This is a genomic window from Haliea sp. E17 (assembly GCF_048323675.1).
GTDB lineage: Bacteria > Pseudomonadota > Gammaproteobacteria > Pseudomonadales > Halieaceae > Mangrovimicrobium.
In genome coordinates this window covers 62281-77664 of sequence record NZ_JBLWFK010000002.1, presented here as the reverse complement: position 1 = coordinate 77664, position 15384 = coordinate 62281, and the positions used below count along the sequence as shown (strand labels likewise).

Sequence of the window (15384 nt, the reverse complement as noted above, 5' to 3'; positions counted from 1 at the left end):
TCGCTCAGCGCACCAGCACGTTGCGAAACTGCCAGGGATCGGCGGTATCGACATCCTCGGGAAAGAAGCTGTCGCGGTCGCTGAGCGGCGTCCAGTCCGTATAGACACCCACCACCGGCCCCAGGTAGGGACGCTGCACTTCCAGGCAGCGCTGGTGGTCCATCTCGTCCGTCTCGACAATACCGGCCTCGGGGTTTTCCAGCGCCCAGACCATGCCGGCGAGCACCGCTGAGGTGACCTGCAGGCCGGTGGCGTTCTGGTAGGGGGCGAGTTTACGGGTCTCCTCGATGGAGAGCTGCGACCCGTACCAGTAGGCGTTTTTGCCGTGGCCGTAGAGCAGCACGCCCAGTTCATCGATACCGTCGACGATCTCGTGCTCGTCGAGGATATGAAAGGTCGCCTGTGCCTTGCCGCCGCGCCCGAACATCTCGTCCAGGCTCAGCACCGCCACGTCGGCGGGGTGGTAGGCATAGTGGCAGGTGGGGCGGTAGCTCACCGCGCCATCCGCCGCGCGCAGGGTGAAGTAGTCGGCGATTGAGACCGACTCGTTGTGGGTCACCAGGAAGCCGTACTGCGGCCCGGCCGTCGGCGTCCAGCTGCGCACCCGGGTGTTGGCGCCGGGCTGCAGCAGGTAGATCGCCGCCTGCGGTCCCGTATCGAAACCGCGGGCGTTTTCCGGCATCCAGGTTTCGTGGGTACCCCAACCGAGTTCCGCCGGCTGCAGGCCCTCGGCAATGAAACCCTCCACCGACCAGGTATTCCAGAACTCGTTCAGCGGCCGCGGTTCGCGGCTGCGCTGGGTATCGCGCTCGGCAATGTGCAGGCCCTTGACGCCGAGGTCCCGCATCAACTGGCCCCAGGCTTCGCGGGTCGCCGGCACGGGGGTATCCAGGCCGGAGTCGGCCGCGATGTCCAGCAGCGCCGCCTTGACGAACCAGGAGACCATCCCCGGGTTGGCCCCGCAGCAGGACACCGCCGTCGTCCCGCCGGGATTGCGCGCTTTCTCCTGCCGCACGGTCTCGCGCAGGGCATAGTTGGTACGCGCGGAGGGATCGGCGCCCGCATCGAAGTAGAAACCGGCCCAGGGTTCGACCACGGTGTCGATGTAGAGCACACCGAGCTCCCGGCACAGTTTCATCATGTCCAGCGAACCGACGTCGACGGACAGGTTGATACAAAAGCCCCGCCCCTCGCCGGCGGTCAGTAGCGGTGTGAGCAGTTCCCGGTAGTTGTCCGGGGTCAGGCCGAGTTGCAGGTAGTGGATTCCGCGCTCGTCGAGCAGGCCGCGGTCGGCATCATCGGGCGAAATGACGACAAAGCGACTGCTGTCGAAATCGAAGTGACGCTCGATCAGCGGCAGGGTGCCGCGGCCGATCGAGCCGAACCCGATCATCACGAGGGGTCCGTCGATAGCGCCGTAGCGGGGCCAGGTTGTCGTCATGGCGTGGCTCCTTATTGAATTACGGGAACAGTTCACCAATTTCCCGGCTGCTGCGCAAATCCTGACTGGAAAATTTTTCGTCAGGCCAGTTTACCCACAAACCTGCCGATCGCCGCGGCCACGGCCTCCGGCTGACTGACCTGGGGCGCGTGGCCGGCCCGCAGGGACACGACCGTGGAACCGGGCACCAGGGCCTGCATCCGGCGCTGGACGGCCAGGGTCACCGAGCGATCCTCGGTAGCTTCAATATACAGTCGCGGGACGCTGCCGGCACGCTCCGCGGTCCACTGCGCCACCAGCGCCAGGCCGCCCAGCGGTTGCGGGCACAAGCGCTGCGCCGCCTGCGCTGCAGTCTCCGGGTCGAGGTCCTGGAAGAATATTTCCCTGGCGGCATCGGCGGGCACCGTGCTGACATTCCGCGCATCCCAGTTCAGGTAGGGATTGATACCGGCAGCTTCCGGATGGGCATCGATCATGCCGTCGACCAGTTCGCCAAAGCCCACCCCGGAGGGCAACAGCATACCGGCAATGATAACGACGCCATCGAGCCTCTCCGGCAGGGCTTCCGCGAGTGCGGTGGCCAGCACGCCGGCACCGGAATGGGCCACCACCGTCAGCGGGCCGTCAATCGTTGCGATGGTTGCGAGCAGGAAGCACAGGTAGCAGCCGATATCGACTGCCTCCGCCGGCGTATCGTCACAGCCGTTTCCCGGCAGGTCGATGGTCTTTACCTCGAAACCCTGCTCGTACAGCAGGGGTGTGATCGTCTCCCAGACCCAGGCGCCGGCCCAGGCGCCGTGGATCAGTAGCAGATTGTGTTGGCGGATGGTGTCACCTGTTGTCGCTGGCGAAATCGGAAAACCCGCCTCAGATCGTAACAAGCCGGGAGGCCGGCCCTCAACGCAAAACGTTGCGGCGACTGAGCCAGGCGGCATAGGCGAACAGGAGTACGGCGATCACGAATATCGCGCCGGAGAACCACAGCGCAAAGGGATCGTTCATGACTTCCAGGCCATTCGACAGGAGGTAGTTGTGCACCGATGTCGCCACCATGGTCAGCAGTGAAAGCAGGAACACCGGCACGGCCAACCGGCGCCGGGCCAGCAATAACAGCGACCCGACAACCCCGCCCCACACCGCTGTCGCCCAGCAGGCCACCACCCAGGCGGGCAGGCCGTAGAAAAAGGCCAGCTGCTCCTCGCTGAACGCACTCATGTACTGTTCGTTGCGGGTCTGGGTCATCACGTAATCTATCGCGCCCACCGCGTTCCAGAGCAGCGCCAGCACGCCCACCAGCCAGAGGTGCCAGGGGGTTGCCTTGCGCCGCTCGTCCATCAGAAGTGACATGCTTGCTTATCCTTCCTGTCCGTGCTCGTACAAAGTGTCTGGCAGTACGCTGCCGGGCGTCAATCCCGGCTACACTACATGCGCAAGCCGGTATCCGTCTACCTGAACCGGGTTGCCGGCACGGTGTTCGCGGCGCTGGCTCTCAAGCTGGCATCTTCGAGCAATGCCGCAGCATAATGACACATCGCAGGATATCCAGACGGAGGAGACATGGAAGACTATACGTATGCGGGTTTCTGGATTCGCCTGGTTGCCGTCCTGATCGACACGCTTGTCCTGCTGCTGGTGCTCAGTATTCCCCTCACCCTGATTTATGGAAAAAGCTACTGGCTGGGGGAACAGATGGTCCACGGCACCTGGGATATACTCCTTAATTACTTCCTGCCGATCATCGCCACTATCTGGTTCTGGCACCGCTTCGCCGGTACGCCGGGAAAAATGGCCTTGCGGCTGAAGATCCTCGACGCGAAAACCGGCCGGCCGCCCTCGGTGCAACAGTCCGTCCTGCGCTACCTCGGCTACTTTGTCTCCACCATCCCGCTGTGCCTGGGTTTCCTCTGGGTGGGGATAGACACCCGCAAACGCGGCTTTCACGACATGATTGCCGGCACAGTGGTCGTGCGAGACTTGAGCCACGACAAGGTTACCTTCAGTGAAGGCTCGTGATCTTCGGCGCACTGACATCCGAATTTTTGCTCACCAACCGGGAGCTGCCTCTGGCATCATGCCCTTGCCCACTGCGGGGAAATTGCCGCAATCTTAACCGCAGGGCTCACTAACCAATGACCGGAGGAACGTTTAGCATGCGCAAGATTTCTGTTCTGTTGCTGTCGATTCTGCTCGCCGCACCGGCCCTCGCCGATGCCGTATGGATCGATGTCCGTACCCCCGAGGAGTTTGCCGAGGACCATATCGCGGGGGACAAGCTGGTTCCCTACGAAGATATCCTGCCCGCGGTCACCGAGGCCTTCCCGGACAAGTCCACCGAGATCCACCTCTACTGCGGCAGCGGGCGCCGGGCGGGCATCGCCAAGGCGCAACTGGATGAGGCCGGCTACACCAATGTCGTCAACGCCGGCGGCATCGATGATGCGCGCAAGCAGCGCGGCCTGGAGAAAACCGACTAACCCTGATAGCGCGGCCACGCCAACCCACCGCCTCACCGGGGAAGCCGACACACCTTGAGCGACTGGATACAAATCACCCTCCTCACCCTGTTCGCGGGTATCGCCATGCCCATTGGCGCGGCCATCGCCGGCGCAGAGCACATCCGCCCGCGCTGGCTGGAGAACGAGGTGCGGCACAGCGTCATCGCCTTCGGCGGCGGCGCACTGCTCGCCGCGATCGCCCTGGTGCTGGTGCCCGAGGGTATCCGCAACCTGCCGCCGCTGTGGATTGTCCTGTGCTTTATGGGTGGCGGCGTCTGTTTCATGCTGCTGGATGCACACCTGGCGGCGCGCGGCACCCCGGCGAGCCAGTTGATGGCGATGTTATCGGACTACATTCCCGAGGCGCTGGCGCTGGGCGCCACTTTTGTCGTCTTCCGCGACGCCGGTATCCTGCTCGCCTGCATCATCGCCCTGCAGAACCTGCCGGAGGGTTTCAACGCCTGCCGCGAACTGACCGCCTCGACCCACTACCGCACGTCGCACGTGGTCGGCGCTTTTACCCTGATGACCCTGCTCGGTCCGGCGGCGGGTCTGACCGGGTATTTCTTGCTCTCCGGGTTTCCCCAACTGGTCTCGGGGATATCGCTATTCGCCGCCGGGGGAATTCTCTACGTGGTGTTCCAGGACATCGCGCCGCAATCCACCCTGAAAAAGCACTGGGCGCCGCCGCTGGGAGCGGTGGCGGGCTTCCTGCTGGGGATACTGGGCAAGATCTTTATCGAGGGCTGAGCAACACGCACCGCTTCGGACAGTGGCTGACACAGCGATCAGCAAAGCGCTCAAGGGTACAGCCACTCTTCGCGCGACGCGCATTCGGTCACGGTTATTGCACTGCCGGTGATGTTGCAGTGCTACCAGTTACAAACATACACTGCGTTGCTGGCACACAATACACGGATAAGAAAAATAACATGGCGACCTACATACTGATTCACGGCGGCGGCCACGGCGGCTGGTGCTACCAGCGCGTCGCGCGCCTGCTGCGCGGCGCGGGCCACGAGGTCTATACGCCAACCCTGACCGGCCTGGGTGAACGAGCCCACCTGGTGGGACCGGATACCGATCTGGACACCCACATCACCGATATCATCCAGCTGTTGCACTACGAAGACATTCATGACGCCATTGTCGTCGGCCACAGTTATGGCGGCATGGTGATTACCGGTGTCGCCGACCGGGCCGCCAACCGCGTCGCGCACCTGGTTTTTCTCGACGCGGCCCACCCCAAGGGCGGCGAATCCCTTTGCGATATCTCCCCCGACCTGATGGACTACGCCCGCAAGACCTCGCGGATCGTCGACGGTGTGGAACTCGCCATGTGGCCCGGCATGGAAATCGTCAAGCTGATGGGGATTACCGACCCGGCAGACCAACAATGGGTACTGGAGCGCCTGACGCCCCACCCATGGAAATGCAACGAGCAGGCGCTTGTGCTGGAAAACGAGGCTACCGTGACAGCCATCCCGTTTACCAATATCAACGCCTCCTGGGGCATGAAGGTCAGACCGGCGGAATCCCGTCGGCGCGCCCTCGAGGGCGAACGCGTGTGGGAGGTGGATACCGGCCATGACCTGATGCTGACGGAGCCCATGGAGACGGCGCGGCTGTTGCTGCAAGTTGCCGCGTTAGTGGAAGCTGATTCTGCCTGAGCGGCGTACTTCAGCTGATGGGGCGGTGAAAATTCTGTACGCTGGAGAATTCAGCGATTTTCCAGCCGCCCTCTTCCAGACAAAACTGCATTCGGCAGTCGGCCACAGCCACCGGGCCCGCGAAACCCGCTACCGGCGGCGCCTGGAATGCGGCGTAGTAGGTCAGCAGGAAGGTTGCGCCGACGACACCGGCATCGCCGAACTGAAACACGAGGTTGGAGATGATATGGCGCTGGAAAGGCGGGCCGGAGGGACTCGCCTGCAGTTCCGCCATTCGCTGCTGGTAGAACTGCACGACTGCATCCCTGCCGCGACGGGGCTCGGCGCGCACCACATACACGCAGTCTTGTGCAATCAGCGGCGCTATGGAGAGACCATCGTTGAGGTCGAGTTCATTGGCCCAGAGATTGACCAGTTGGGTAATTTCGACCGCTGAGCGGGACTGCTCGGGGGTGAATTGCACCATTACCTGCGCTCCGCGTTATCCGCAACGGGCATTTTGCCCACCCCCGATCAAGAGCGGGGACTGTTCTTGTTCGCCAGGCGTTTCTTGCTCTTCTGAACGGGTCCTTGCCCGCCCTTGCCTTTGGGCTTCCCACCGGGCTTGCCCTTGCTGCCCTCGCGCTTGCCGCCCAGGCGGCTGATCTGCAGCCGCTGGCCGCTGACCCACACGCCTTTCAGGTGCTGGAACAATTCCTTGGGCATGCCGTCGGGCAGGTCTACGGTGCTGTAGTCGTCGAAGATATCGATCTGGCCGATGTACTGGCTGTCGATATCCGCCTCGTTGGCGATGGCGCCGACAATGTTGCCGGGCTTGACGCCGTGGTTGTGGCCGACCTCGATGCGGAAGCGCTCCATGCCGACCGGCGGCGGCCCCTTGTCTTCGCGGAGTTTGCGTTTTTCCCGCGGCGCAAAATCGCGCGGCTCGCGTTCGCGGAACTCGCGCGGTTCACGCTGCTCGCGGGAGGATGGGCGCTCGAATTTCTCCCGGGCGGGTTCGGCGCGCTCGCCCCTGTCCGCCTTGCCGGGCACCGCCTTTTCACCCTGTACCAACAGGGCCAGCGCAGCGGCGACGTCCAGCACCGGCACGCCGTGTTCCTGCTGGTAGCCGGTGATCAGCTCGCGCATGGCGTCGATGTCGCGGGTGGCGAGCACCTCGGTAATCCGCGCGCGGAAACGCTCGGCGCGCTTGTCCGCCACCTCGGCGGCAGTCGGCAGTTCCATCGGTTCGATGGTCTTGCCGGTGGCCTTCTCGATGGCGCGCAGCAGGCGGCGCTCGCGGTTGGCGGCGAACAGGATCGCCTCGCCCTTGCGCCCGGCCCGGCCGGTGCGGCCGATGCGGTGGACGTAGGCTTCCACGTCGTAGGGAATGTCGTAGTTGATGACGTGGCTGATGCGCTCCACGTCGAGGCCGCGGGCGGCGACATCGGTGGCGACGAGAATATCCAGCTGCCCGTTCTTCAACTGGTCGACAGTCTTCTCGCGCTGTTTCTGCGCCACGTCGCCATTAAGGGCCGCGGCCACGTAGCCGCGAGCCGCCAGCTTGTCCGCCAGCTCGGAGGTGGCCAGGCGGGTGCGCACGAAGATGATCACGCCGTCGGTATCCTCGGTCTCGAGGATGCGGGTCAGCGCGTCCAGCTTGTGCACGCCGGCCATCATCCACACCCGCTGGCGGATGGATTCGTTGGTGACGGTCTTGGTCTCGATGGTCACCTCGGCGGGCTCGCTCAGGTGCGAGCGCGCGATGCGCCGGATGGCGTCCGGCATGGTGGCCGAGAACAGCGCGATCTGGCGCTCCGGCGGTGTCTGGGTGAGCACCCATTCGACGTCGTCGATAAAGCCCATGCGCAGCATCTCGTCGGCTTCGTCGAGCACCAGCAGCTTGAGGTTGTCCAGCTTCAGGGAACCCCGGCGCATGTGGTCCATCACCCGCCCCGGGGTACCGACGATCACCTGCACGCCGCGCTCCAACTGGCGCAGCTGGCCGCGGTAATCGGAGCCGCCGTACAGCGGCAGGATGCGGAAGCCGGGCATGTAGCGGGCGTACTTCTGGAAGGCCTCGGCCACCTGGATGGCCAGCTCACGGGTCGGCGCCAGCACCAGTACCTGGGGTTCGCCCTGTTCCAGGTCCAGTTTCGCCAGCGCCGGCAGCGCGAAGGCCGCAGTCTTGCCGGTGCCGGTCTGGGCCTGGCCGACCAGGTCCTGGCCGCTCAGCAGAACGGGGATAGTGCGCGCCTGGATGGCGGACGGGGTCTCGTAGCCGACGTCCCGCAATGCCTGCTGCAGGGTTTCGGGTAGCGCGAGGTCTGCGAAACTGGTCGCATGGGATTCGGGGGACATGGCGGAGGCCTGCAGGTGGGTGGTGCCGGGTTGGGCGGGCGGCAATTATACAGAGGTGTAGTGTAGCCGCAATGCGACATTGTGCACTCTTTCAGTAAGGGGGGGCAGTTCGCCAGACTCCCGGAGTCGGTCCGGTTTTTATTCAGGTGGACAGGTGAGCGCCTGCCCTACCAGCGCGGGAATTAAGTAAACTGTCCCCAGACTTTTTCCAGGGGAAACCATGAGCGCCAGGCAAAATCTTATTGGTCGTTACGCCGCAGACCTGCCTCCCGGCACACTGTCGTGGATTGGCCTGCGCCCCGCCCGCCGGGAGCCGATGGTCGCGGTCACCTCGGCTCTCGCCCTGGAGGGTCTCGGGCTCGAAGGGGACCATCGCTGCACCAAGACCCCCGGTTCGGCACGCCAGGTGACTTTGATTTCCGAGGAATATATCGGCCAGATTGCCCACTTCACCGGCCGGGACACCATCCCGCCCGGGCTGCTGCGCCGCAACCTGGTCGTGCGTGGCATCAATCTCAGCGCACTGCGCTACCAGCATTTCAGGATTGGCGACGCACTGTTCGAGGCGACCGCCCTGTGCCACCCCTGCGCGCGCATGGAAGAGGCGCTGGGCAGGGGCGGCGCGGCGGCCATGCTCGGGCACGGCGGTTTGTGCGCCCGCATCCTCGCCGGTGGGCGCATTGCCGTGGGCGACTCTCTGCGGGTGGAAATGCCATGCGAGGAGTAGCAGCCGGCCCCACCTGGGTCTTCGGTTACGGCTCGCTGATCTATAAGGTCGATTTCCCTTTCCTGCGCCGGGAGGTGGCCAGCATCAGCGGCTGGCAGCGGCGTTTCTGGCAGGGTTCCCACGATCACCGCGGCACCCCGGAACGACCGGGACGAGTGGTGACGCTGATCCCCGCGCCTGGGCGGATATGCCGGGGAGTCGCCTACCTGGTGGACCCCCGCGTGTTTGCCCACCTGGATCACCGGGAAAAGAACGGCTACCAACGGATTGCAACGCACATGCTCTGCGGCAATCCCGGCGAGCGGGTGGAAGGCGTGTTCTACATCGCCGCCCCGGACAACCCCGCGTTTCTCGGCGACGCTCCCATCGGGGAAATCGCCAGCCACATCGCCGCATCGCATGGTCCCAGCGGCAGCAATCGTGACTACCTCCTGCAACTCGCGGCGGCGCTGCGCGAATTGGGAGATGAAGATGAGCATGTGATGGAGTTGGAGTTGTTGTTGTCGGGTTAGCCTGACAGGGGTCAGAGCCCTTTTTCTGAAAAATTCAGAAAAAGGGCTCTGACCCCATTACGCCGCCATTACGCAGACCCCGCTAAGCCGTTACCCCTACCCCAGTTCCGGCGTATCCCCCTCCAGCAGCGAAACGGCGGCCTTCGGGTAGCGGGAACCGTGCACCTCGATCCCGGCGAGGGCGCTGTCCAGCCGCTCGAGTTCGGCGCCATCCAGTACCAGCGCGGCGGCGCCGGCATTTTCGGCGATGCGCTGTTCGCTGCGGGTGCCGGGAATAGCCACTATGCGCTGGTCCTGCGAGAGCAGCCAGGCCAGCGCGTACTGGGCCGGCGTACAGCCTCTTGCCGCCGCCAGTTGCTCCACCAGAGCCACCAGTTGCAGGTTGAGCTGGAAGTTCTCCTCGGCGAAGCGCGGGTTGTTGAGGCGCCAGTCACTGGCTTCGAGGTCCGCCCGGCTGCGAATGGCGCCGGTCAGGAAGCCCCTGCCGAGCGGGCTGTAGGCCACGAAGCCGATGCCCAGTTCCCGGCAGGTGGGCAGTATTTCCGCCTCGACACTGCGCGACCACAGGGAATACTCGCTCTGCAGCGCGGTAATCGGGTGCACCGAACTGGCCCGCCGCAGGGTGCGGGCGCTCGCCTCGGACAGGCCGAGGTAGCGCACCTTGCCCGCCGCGACCAGCTCCGCCATGGCGCCGACGGTTTCCTCGATTGGCACCTGCGGATCAACCCGGTGCTGGTAGTACAGGTCGATATGCTCCACACCCAGGCGCCGCAGGCTGGCGTCACAGGCGGATTTGACGTAGTCGGGCCGGCCGTTGACGCCGAGGAACTCCCCCCCCGCGTTGCGCATATTGGCGAACTTGGTGGCCAGCTTGACCTTGTCCCGCGCCCCCGGATGCTGCCGGAAGAAGCGGCCCAGCAGTTCCTCGTTGGTCCAGGGGCCGTACATGTCCGCGGTATCCCAGAAAGTGACCCCCTGCTCCAGCGCGGCGGCCAGCACCGCGAGGTTGGTTTTCTCCTCGCTGCTGCCATAGAAATCCGACATGCCCATGCAGCCGAGCCCGATGGCCGATACGCTCAGGCCCTGGCTGCCAAGTTTCCTGTTTTGCATTGCTGGTTTCTCCTGTGTCAGCCCACACCGGGAAATATGACCGCCAAAACAGCGGCGCGTTACGCGGATTCTCCGCGAGATTTGCCTGTTCTGCAGGTTATTGGCTGCGGGACTTCATCGAGTTCGCCCGGCGCAGGCACTGGCAGTACCCGATAAGGAGAAGCTGCGGATGTTTTGCAGGCAAAGTATTGTCGCGACACAGGCCCTGCTGCCAGTACCATTCACCGAGCTGCCGCCCGCGCCCGGCCGGCCGCCGGTCTTCCCTGAGTAAGCCGGTGAAGGCCCTGTAACAGCCCGAGTCGACCTGTTTTTATTCGTCTTTAATGTCGATATACGTCCATAATATTAATTTTATCGTATTTTTTTACGAATTAAAGAACACGACAGTTAGACACCTTGCTGGCAAATGCCCCCCTCCTCGACCAACGCCAGGCCCTGCGGTACAGGTGGTCTCCTGCCAGCCTCCTGCAGCGTGCCGCCAGACCCAACCCGGCGCCAGTGCAGTCATCGAACGGCACAGACGACACGCAAACCCGCGCAACAGCGTGACAGTCCAGGCAACGAAGCCCGTGTGATTCGCCTTTAGCAGGAAGGTCTTTACGATACACTAATCGTGCTTTTTAACGACTTATGTCATTTTTACCTTATATCGTACTTTATTACGATTTATAGTTATTTCCATCTCGAATATTTATTCGCTATATTTTTCGAATTATCTCAGAATTTAACTATTATTCGTAATAAATGACGATTATGAAGATAAGTACCTTGCTTACTGACGATGTCATCCTCGGCGAGATCGGCGAGCGCCTCGCCGCCCGCAGAATCGACCTGCAACTCACCCAGGCCGCTGTGGCCGAACAGGCGGGCATAGCCAAGCGTACACTCGAACGTATCGAGGCCGGCCACTCCTCCCAACTGTCCAGCCTGGTGCGTGTACTGCGCGTGCTCGACGCCATGGCGGGACTGGAAACCCTGGTGCCGGAAGCCGGGCCCCGCCCGATGGATCTCCTGCAGCGCAAGGGAAAGCGGCGCCAGCGCGCCTCCGGCAAGCGCGCGGGAAAAACGCCGGCACCGGCCTGGAACTGGGGTGACGAGACATGACCACGGTCGCCGAGGTGCGCCTCTGGGGACGAACCATCGGCGCGGTCTCGCTGGCGGCGGGCGAGGAGGTCGCAGCCTTCGAGTACGCGGCGGAATTCTCCCGCAGCGGCATCCAGGTATCCCCCGTCGCCATGCCCCTGTCGCGCCGCGTGTACCGCTTCCCGGAACTGGCCCGCCAGACATTCCGCGGTCTCCCCGGCCTGCTGGCGGATTCCCTGCCGGACAAGTTCGGCAACGCACTGATCAACGCCTGGCTGGCCGCCCAGGGGCGCGGCCCGGACTCCTTCAATGCCGTCGAGCGCCTGTGCTACACCGGCGCCCGCGGCATGGGCGCGCTGGAATTCGCCCCGGCTACCGGCCCGCAGCCAGGCCAGGCCACCGCGATCGAGGTCGACCGGCTGGTAGCGTTGGCCTCGGACATCCTCACCCATCGCAATACCCTGCAGGCCTCCTTCGCCGACGCGGACAAAACCAATGCCCTGCACGACATCCTGCGCGTGGGCACGTCCGCCGGCGGCGCGCGGGCCAAGGCGGTGATCGCCTGGCACCCCGAGACCAACGAGGTGCGCTCGGGCCAGGTGGAGGCCGGCGAAGGCTTCGAATACTGGCTGCTGAAGTTCGACGGCGTCAGCGGTAACCGCGACAAGGAACTGGAGGATCCCAGGGGCTATGGCCTCATCGAATACGCCTACTTCCTGATGGCACGGGACTGCGGTATCGACATCGAGGAGTGCCGGCTGTTCGAGGAAAACGGCCGCCAGCACTTCATGACCCGGCGCTTCGACCGCCGCCCGGGCGGTGAGAAACTGCACATGCAGTCGTTGTGCGCGCTGGCCCACTACGACTTCAACATGGCCGGCGCCTACAGCTACGAGCAGGCCCTGCTGGTGATGCGCCAACTGGAGTTGCCGATGGCCGCCATCGAGCAGCAGTTCCGGCGCATGGCGTTCAATATCGTCGCCCGCAACCAGGACGACCACGTGAAGAACATCGCCTTCCTGATGGACAGGACCGGGCAGTGGTCGCTCTCCCCCGCCTTCGACATGACCTACAGCTACAATCCCGCGGGCACCTGGACCGCGACCCACCAGATGTCGATGAACGGCAAACGCGAGGATTTTACCCTCGAGGACTTCCGCGCCTGCGCCAGGGCCGCCTCGATGAAACGCGGCCGGGCAGAGGCCATTCTCGCGGAAGTCTGCGAGGCGGTGGCACGCTGGCCCGACTATGCCGCGCGGGCCGGCGTGCCCGGGGAAGTCAGTGCGGGCATCCGGGCCACCCTGCGCGTCGAAGCCTTCAATCGTCGCCGCATTGCCACGGCCGGCGCGGCGGCAAAACGGGCGGACAGCGAGCAGCAGTTCGAATTCCCCTTCGAATAAACCCGCGGCTGACGGGATAACCGGCAACCGCCGGCGCACGTTGCACCCGACAGCGAGCCGCGGGCTCGCCCCTGTGCCGAACATTGGCGCAAACTGGTGTAGGCTATGGCGGCCCGCACAGGGTAGTTTCCCGACGCAAACCAATAACAAGAGGACAGCATGGATATCGTAGACGCGCAGGTGCACGTGGGACGCGGAAAAATCGCCACAACCCTGGCGGCGATGGATGCCCTGGGGATCCAGTCCGTCGTCATCGATGAATTCTGGGGCAGCATGCATCCCAGCCACCCCACCCACATCGACCCGGGTTACCAGCTGGAAAACGGCGCCTGGCGCGCGGCCTGGCCCACCGCCGAGGAAGCCAGCCTGCTGCATCCCGAGCGGTTTTCCTACCTGGTGCGCGTCGATCGCAATGACCCGCAACTGGAGAGCGTCATGCGCACCGTGGGTTCCTCGCCCCACGCCCGGGCGTTCCGCCTGCAACCGGTGTGGACGCTGGACGAGGTCGGGGTATTTGCCGCGGGCGGCTATACGCCGGTCCTGGAGATCGCCCGGGATATCGGCCTGCCCGTGTGCTTTTTCATTCCAGGCTACGTCGAACTGCTCCGCCCCTACCTGGCGCAGTTTCCCGGGTTGCAGTTCGTGGTGGACCACGGCGGCATGGGCTTCAGCAACATCCCTGCCGGGCGGCCCGCGGCGGAGGCCGCCGCAGCCAACAGCCCCGCCTATTTCGACGAGGTGCTGCGCCTGGCGGAGTTCCCCAATGTCGCCCTCAAACTGAGCCACATTCACCATCCCTTTGGCGCGGGGAACTATCCCTACGAACCGCTGCGCCCGGTCCTGCGCCGGGCGATTGACGCGTTTGGCGCAAACCGCCTGCTCTGGGCCAGTGACAACACGGTGATACCAGGCCACAGCTGGGCCGACCTGCTGTATTACCTGCGCGACGACCCGGAATTGTCGGCGGAGGAAAAGCGCTGGATATTGGGCGCATCGGCCAGGTCGGTGTTCCGGTGGCCGGCAGCCCCCACCGAGTGGGCAAAGGGTTGAACGCAATTCACTGCACAACTGCGGCCTGAGGGTCCCGGATATCCAGGCCGCGCGGGAATGCCAGACAAGGACAGGAAGATGAGCGAGAAAACCTTCAAGATTCTGCTGTTCATGAAACGCCGCAGCGATATCTCCACCGAAGAATTTCGCGATTACTACGAAAACCACCACGCGCCCCTGTGCATGCAATATGCCCAGGGCATCACCCGCTACGTGCGCCGCTACATCGATCCCCAGCCCCACCCGGAAACCGGCCCCGGCAATGACTTTCCCTTCGATGTCATTACCGAACTTTGGTTTGACGATGAGGCCACCTTCCGGGGAACCCTCGCCTACCTGTCGACCAGCATCATGCCCGATGAAGTGATCGAGGATGAAAAAAACCTGTTTGATCGCGGTTCCTTCCGGATCGCCAGCGTGGTGGAGTGTGGATAACGGGCTGGTCCCGACGGCAGGCCGCGGTCTCCAGGCCGGAGTCGAGCAAGCCAGGCAAAACTGGCAAAATGCAGGCACCGGGAAGTTGCCCCTTTAACCTGATATGTGGAAAACCTTCACCCAGGCGACACTCGCCCTGACCTTCCTGCTGGCTGCGGCCAGCGGGCAGGCGAGTGGTAGCGACGTTTCGCCGGCCGCACTGGCCGCGTTCAAGCGCCCCGACACGGTCCCCCACCCGGCGGGCAACCCCTACTCCGCGGCGAAAGCCGCGCTGGGCGAGAAACTGTTCTTCGACCCGCGCCTGTCCCGCGACAACGACATCAGTTGCGCCACCTGCCACGATCCCGCCCGGGGCTGGGAGGACGGCCGGCCCACCGCCATCGGCGCCGACGGATTGCGCAACGAACGCCACACGCCGAGCGTGCAGAACCTGGCGTGGAGCCGCGCGCTGCTCTGGGACGGACGCACGCCGACCCTGGAATCACAGGTGTGGTTCGCCCTCACCGCGCACGACGAGATGGCCCAGGATGTCGGCCGCCTGACCGCTGAACTGGCGGCGATACCCGACTACGCCGCGGCATTCGCGGCAGTATTCCCGGATCGCGGTATCAGCCTGATAACCCTGTCCGCGGCTCTGGCGACATACCAGCGCGAAAACCTGTCCGGCGACACCCCCTTCGACCGCTGGGTCGCCGGCGACCCGGGCGCAGTTCCGGAAGACGCCCGGCGCGGCTTCGCCCTGTTTACCGGCAGGGCGAACTGCACGGCCTGCCACAGCGGCTGGAACTTCACCGACGGCGCCTTTCACGATATCGGCCTGCCCGCGGGCGCTGACCTCGGCCGTTTCCGTTTCTCCCGCGACGCGGCCGACAAATACGCCTTTAAAACACCGGGCCTGCGCAATATCACCCTGCGCGCGCCCTACATGCACGATGGTTCCATCGCGACCCTGCGCGCAGTGCTGGAGCACTTCAACGGCCCTTTCCCTGCACGCCCGAGCCTCTCACCGGCGCTGACCACAGCGGACCTCGGGGCGGCGGAAATCGACGCCCTGCTGGCCTTCCTGCAGGCGCTGGAAAGTACCCCGGACATACCGCGGGACAGTGAACATTAATGGAGAC

17 protein-coding genes are annotated in these 15384 nt (G+C 64.2%); 11 read left to right on the top strand and 6 right to left on the bottom strand.

Going from position 1 to position 15384, the window contains the following annotated elements; all coding sequences use genetic code 11:
- Window positions 1–4: 4 nt before the first annotated feature.
- The 3 genes from ACNKU3_RS03490 to ACNKU3_RS03480 form a co-directional block, all read right to left on the bottom strand.
- On the bottom strand, window positions 5–1441 hold the full coding sequence (locus tag ACNKU3_RS03490) for a homospermidine synthase (RefSeq protein WP_418258031.1): 1437 nt from the start codon (window positions 1439–1441) through the stop codon (window positions 5–7).
- Window positions 1442–1521: 80 nt separating this feature from the next.
- On the bottom strand, window positions 1522–2322 hold the full coding sequence (locus ACNKU3_RS03485) for an alpha/beta fold hydrolase (protein WP_418258030.1): 801 nt from the start codon (window positions 2320–2322) through the stop codon (window positions 1522–1524).
- A 16-nt stretch (window positions 2323–2338) separates the two neighbouring features.
- Window positions 2339–2788, bottom strand: coding sequence for a hypothetical protein (locus ACNKU3_RS03480; RefSeq protein ID WP_418258029.1), 450 nt, complete (start codon window positions 2786–2788; stop codon window positions 2339–2341).
- 210 nt (window positions 2789–2998) lie between these two features.
- Here ACNKU3_RS03480 and ACNKU3_RS03475 point away from each other — a divergent pair, with 210 nt between their 5' ends.
- From ACNKU3_RS03475 to ACNKU3_RS03460, 4 genes are all read left to right on the top strand, one after another.
- Complete coding sequence (locus ACNKU3_RS03475; protein WP_418258028.1) at window positions 2999–3454, top strand: RDD family protein; 456 nt, start codon at window positions 2999–3001, stop codon at window positions 3452–3454.
- A gap of 137 nt (window positions 3455–3591) precedes the next feature.
- The gene (locus ACNKU3_RS03470; protein WP_418258027.1) at window positions 3592–3915 is read left to right on the top strand and encodes a rhodanese-like domain-containing protein; all 324 of its coding nucleotides are present in this window, start codon (window positions 3592–3594) and stop codon (window positions 3913–3915) included.
- A 54-nt stretch (window positions 3916–3969) separates the two neighbouring features.
- Entirely contained in the window at window positions 3970–4686 is a 717-nt protein-coding gene (locus tag ACNKU3_RS03465; RefSeq protein ID WP_418258026.1) for a ZIP family metal transporter, read from the top strand.
- Window positions 4687–4868: 182 nt separating this feature from the next.
- Window positions 4869–5606, top strand: a complete 738-nt coding sequence (locus ACNKU3_RS03460; protein WP_418258025.1) for an alpha/beta fold hydrolase — start codon at window positions 4869–4871, stop codon at window positions 5604–5606.
- Window positions 5607–5616: 10 nt separating this feature from the next.
- Here the strand turns inward: ACNKU3_RS03460 and ACNKU3_RS03455 are convergent, their stop codons facing one another.
- On the bottom strand, window positions 5617–6072 hold the full coding sequence (locus ACNKU3_RS03455) for a nuclear transport factor 2 family protein (RefSeq protein ID WP_418258024.1): 456 nt from the start codon (window positions 6070–6072) through the stop codon (window positions 5617–5619).
- A gap of 47 nt (window positions 6073–6119) precedes the next feature.
- Window positions 6120–7946: a DEAD/DEAH box helicase gene (locus ACNKU3_RS03450; RefSeq protein ID WP_418258023.1), complete on the bottom strand. Its 1827-nt coding sequence runs from the start codon at window positions 7944–7946 to the stop codon at window positions 6120–6122.
- 220 nt (window positions 7947–8166) lie between these two features.
- On the opposite strand from ACNKU3_RS03450, the gene ACNKU3_RS03445 reads away from it, so the two are divergent.
- Together ACNKU3_RS03445 and ACNKU3_RS03440 are read left to right on the top strand one after the other, a co-directional pair.
- Window positions 8167–8673: an MOSC domain-containing protein gene (locus ACNKU3_RS03445; RefSeq protein ID WP_418258022.1), complete on the top strand. Its 507-nt coding sequence runs from the start codon at window positions 8167–8169 to the stop codon at window positions 8671–8673.
- On the top strand, window positions 8661–9185 hold the full coding sequence (locus ACNKU3_RS03440; protein ID WP_418258021.1) for a gamma-glutamylcyclotransferase: 525 nt from the start codon (window positions 8661–8663) through the stop codon (window positions 9183–9185). Before ACNKU3_RS03445 ends, ACNKU3_RS03440 begins: the two co-directional genes overlap by 13 nt.
- A 96-nt stretch (window positions 9186–9281) precedes the next feature.
- Here the strand turns inward: ACNKU3_RS03440 and ACNKU3_RS03435 are convergent, their stop codons facing one another.
- Window positions 9282–10295, bottom strand: a complete 1014-nt coding sequence (locus tag ACNKU3_RS03435) for an aldo/keto reductase (protein WP_418258020.1) — start codon at window positions 10293–10295, stop codon at window positions 9282–9284.
- Window positions 10296–11063: 768 nt separating this feature from the next.
- On the opposite strand from ACNKU3_RS03435, the gene ACNKU3_RS03430 reads away from it, so the two are divergent.
- The 5 genes from ACNKU3_RS03430 to ACNKU3_RS03410 all read left to right on the top strand — a co-directional run bounded on the left by ACNKU3_RS03430 (window position 11064) and on the right by ACNKU3_RS03410 (window position 15377).
- Window positions 11064–11399 carry a helix-turn-helix domain-containing protein gene (locus tag ACNKU3_RS03430; RefSeq protein ID WP_418258019.1) on the top strand — a complete coding sequence of 112 codons (336 nt, stop codon included), beginning with the start codon at window positions 11064–11066 and terminating at the stop codon, window positions 11397–11399.
- A complete protein-coding gene (locus ACNKU3_RS03425) occupies window positions 11396–12778 on the top strand; it encodes a type II toxin-antitoxin system HipA family toxin (protein WP_418258018.1) in 1383 nt (460 codons plus the stop codon). Before ACNKU3_RS03430 ends, ACNKU3_RS03425 begins: the two co-directional genes overlap by 4 nt.
- A gap of 159 nt (window positions 12779–12937) precedes the next feature.
- A complete protein-coding gene (locus ACNKU3_RS03420; RefSeq protein WP_418258017.1) occupies window positions 12938–13828 on the top strand; it encodes an amidohydrolase family protein in 891 nt (296 codons plus the stop codon).
- Between the two features lie 78 nt (window positions 13829–13906).
- A complete protein-coding gene (locus tag ACNKU3_RS03415) occupies window positions 13907–14263 on the top strand; it encodes an EthD domain-containing protein (RefSeq protein ID WP_418258016.1) in 357 nt (118 codons plus the stop codon).
- Window positions 14264–14366: 103 nt separating this feature from the next.
- Window positions 14367–15377 carry a cytochrome-c peroxidase gene (locus ACNKU3_RS03410; protein ID WP_418258015.1) on the top strand — a complete coding sequence of 337 codons (1011 nt, stop codon included), beginning with the start codon at window positions 14367–14369 and terminating at the stop codon, window positions 15375–15377.
- The last annotated feature ends 7 nt before the right edge of the window (window positions 15378–15384 follow it).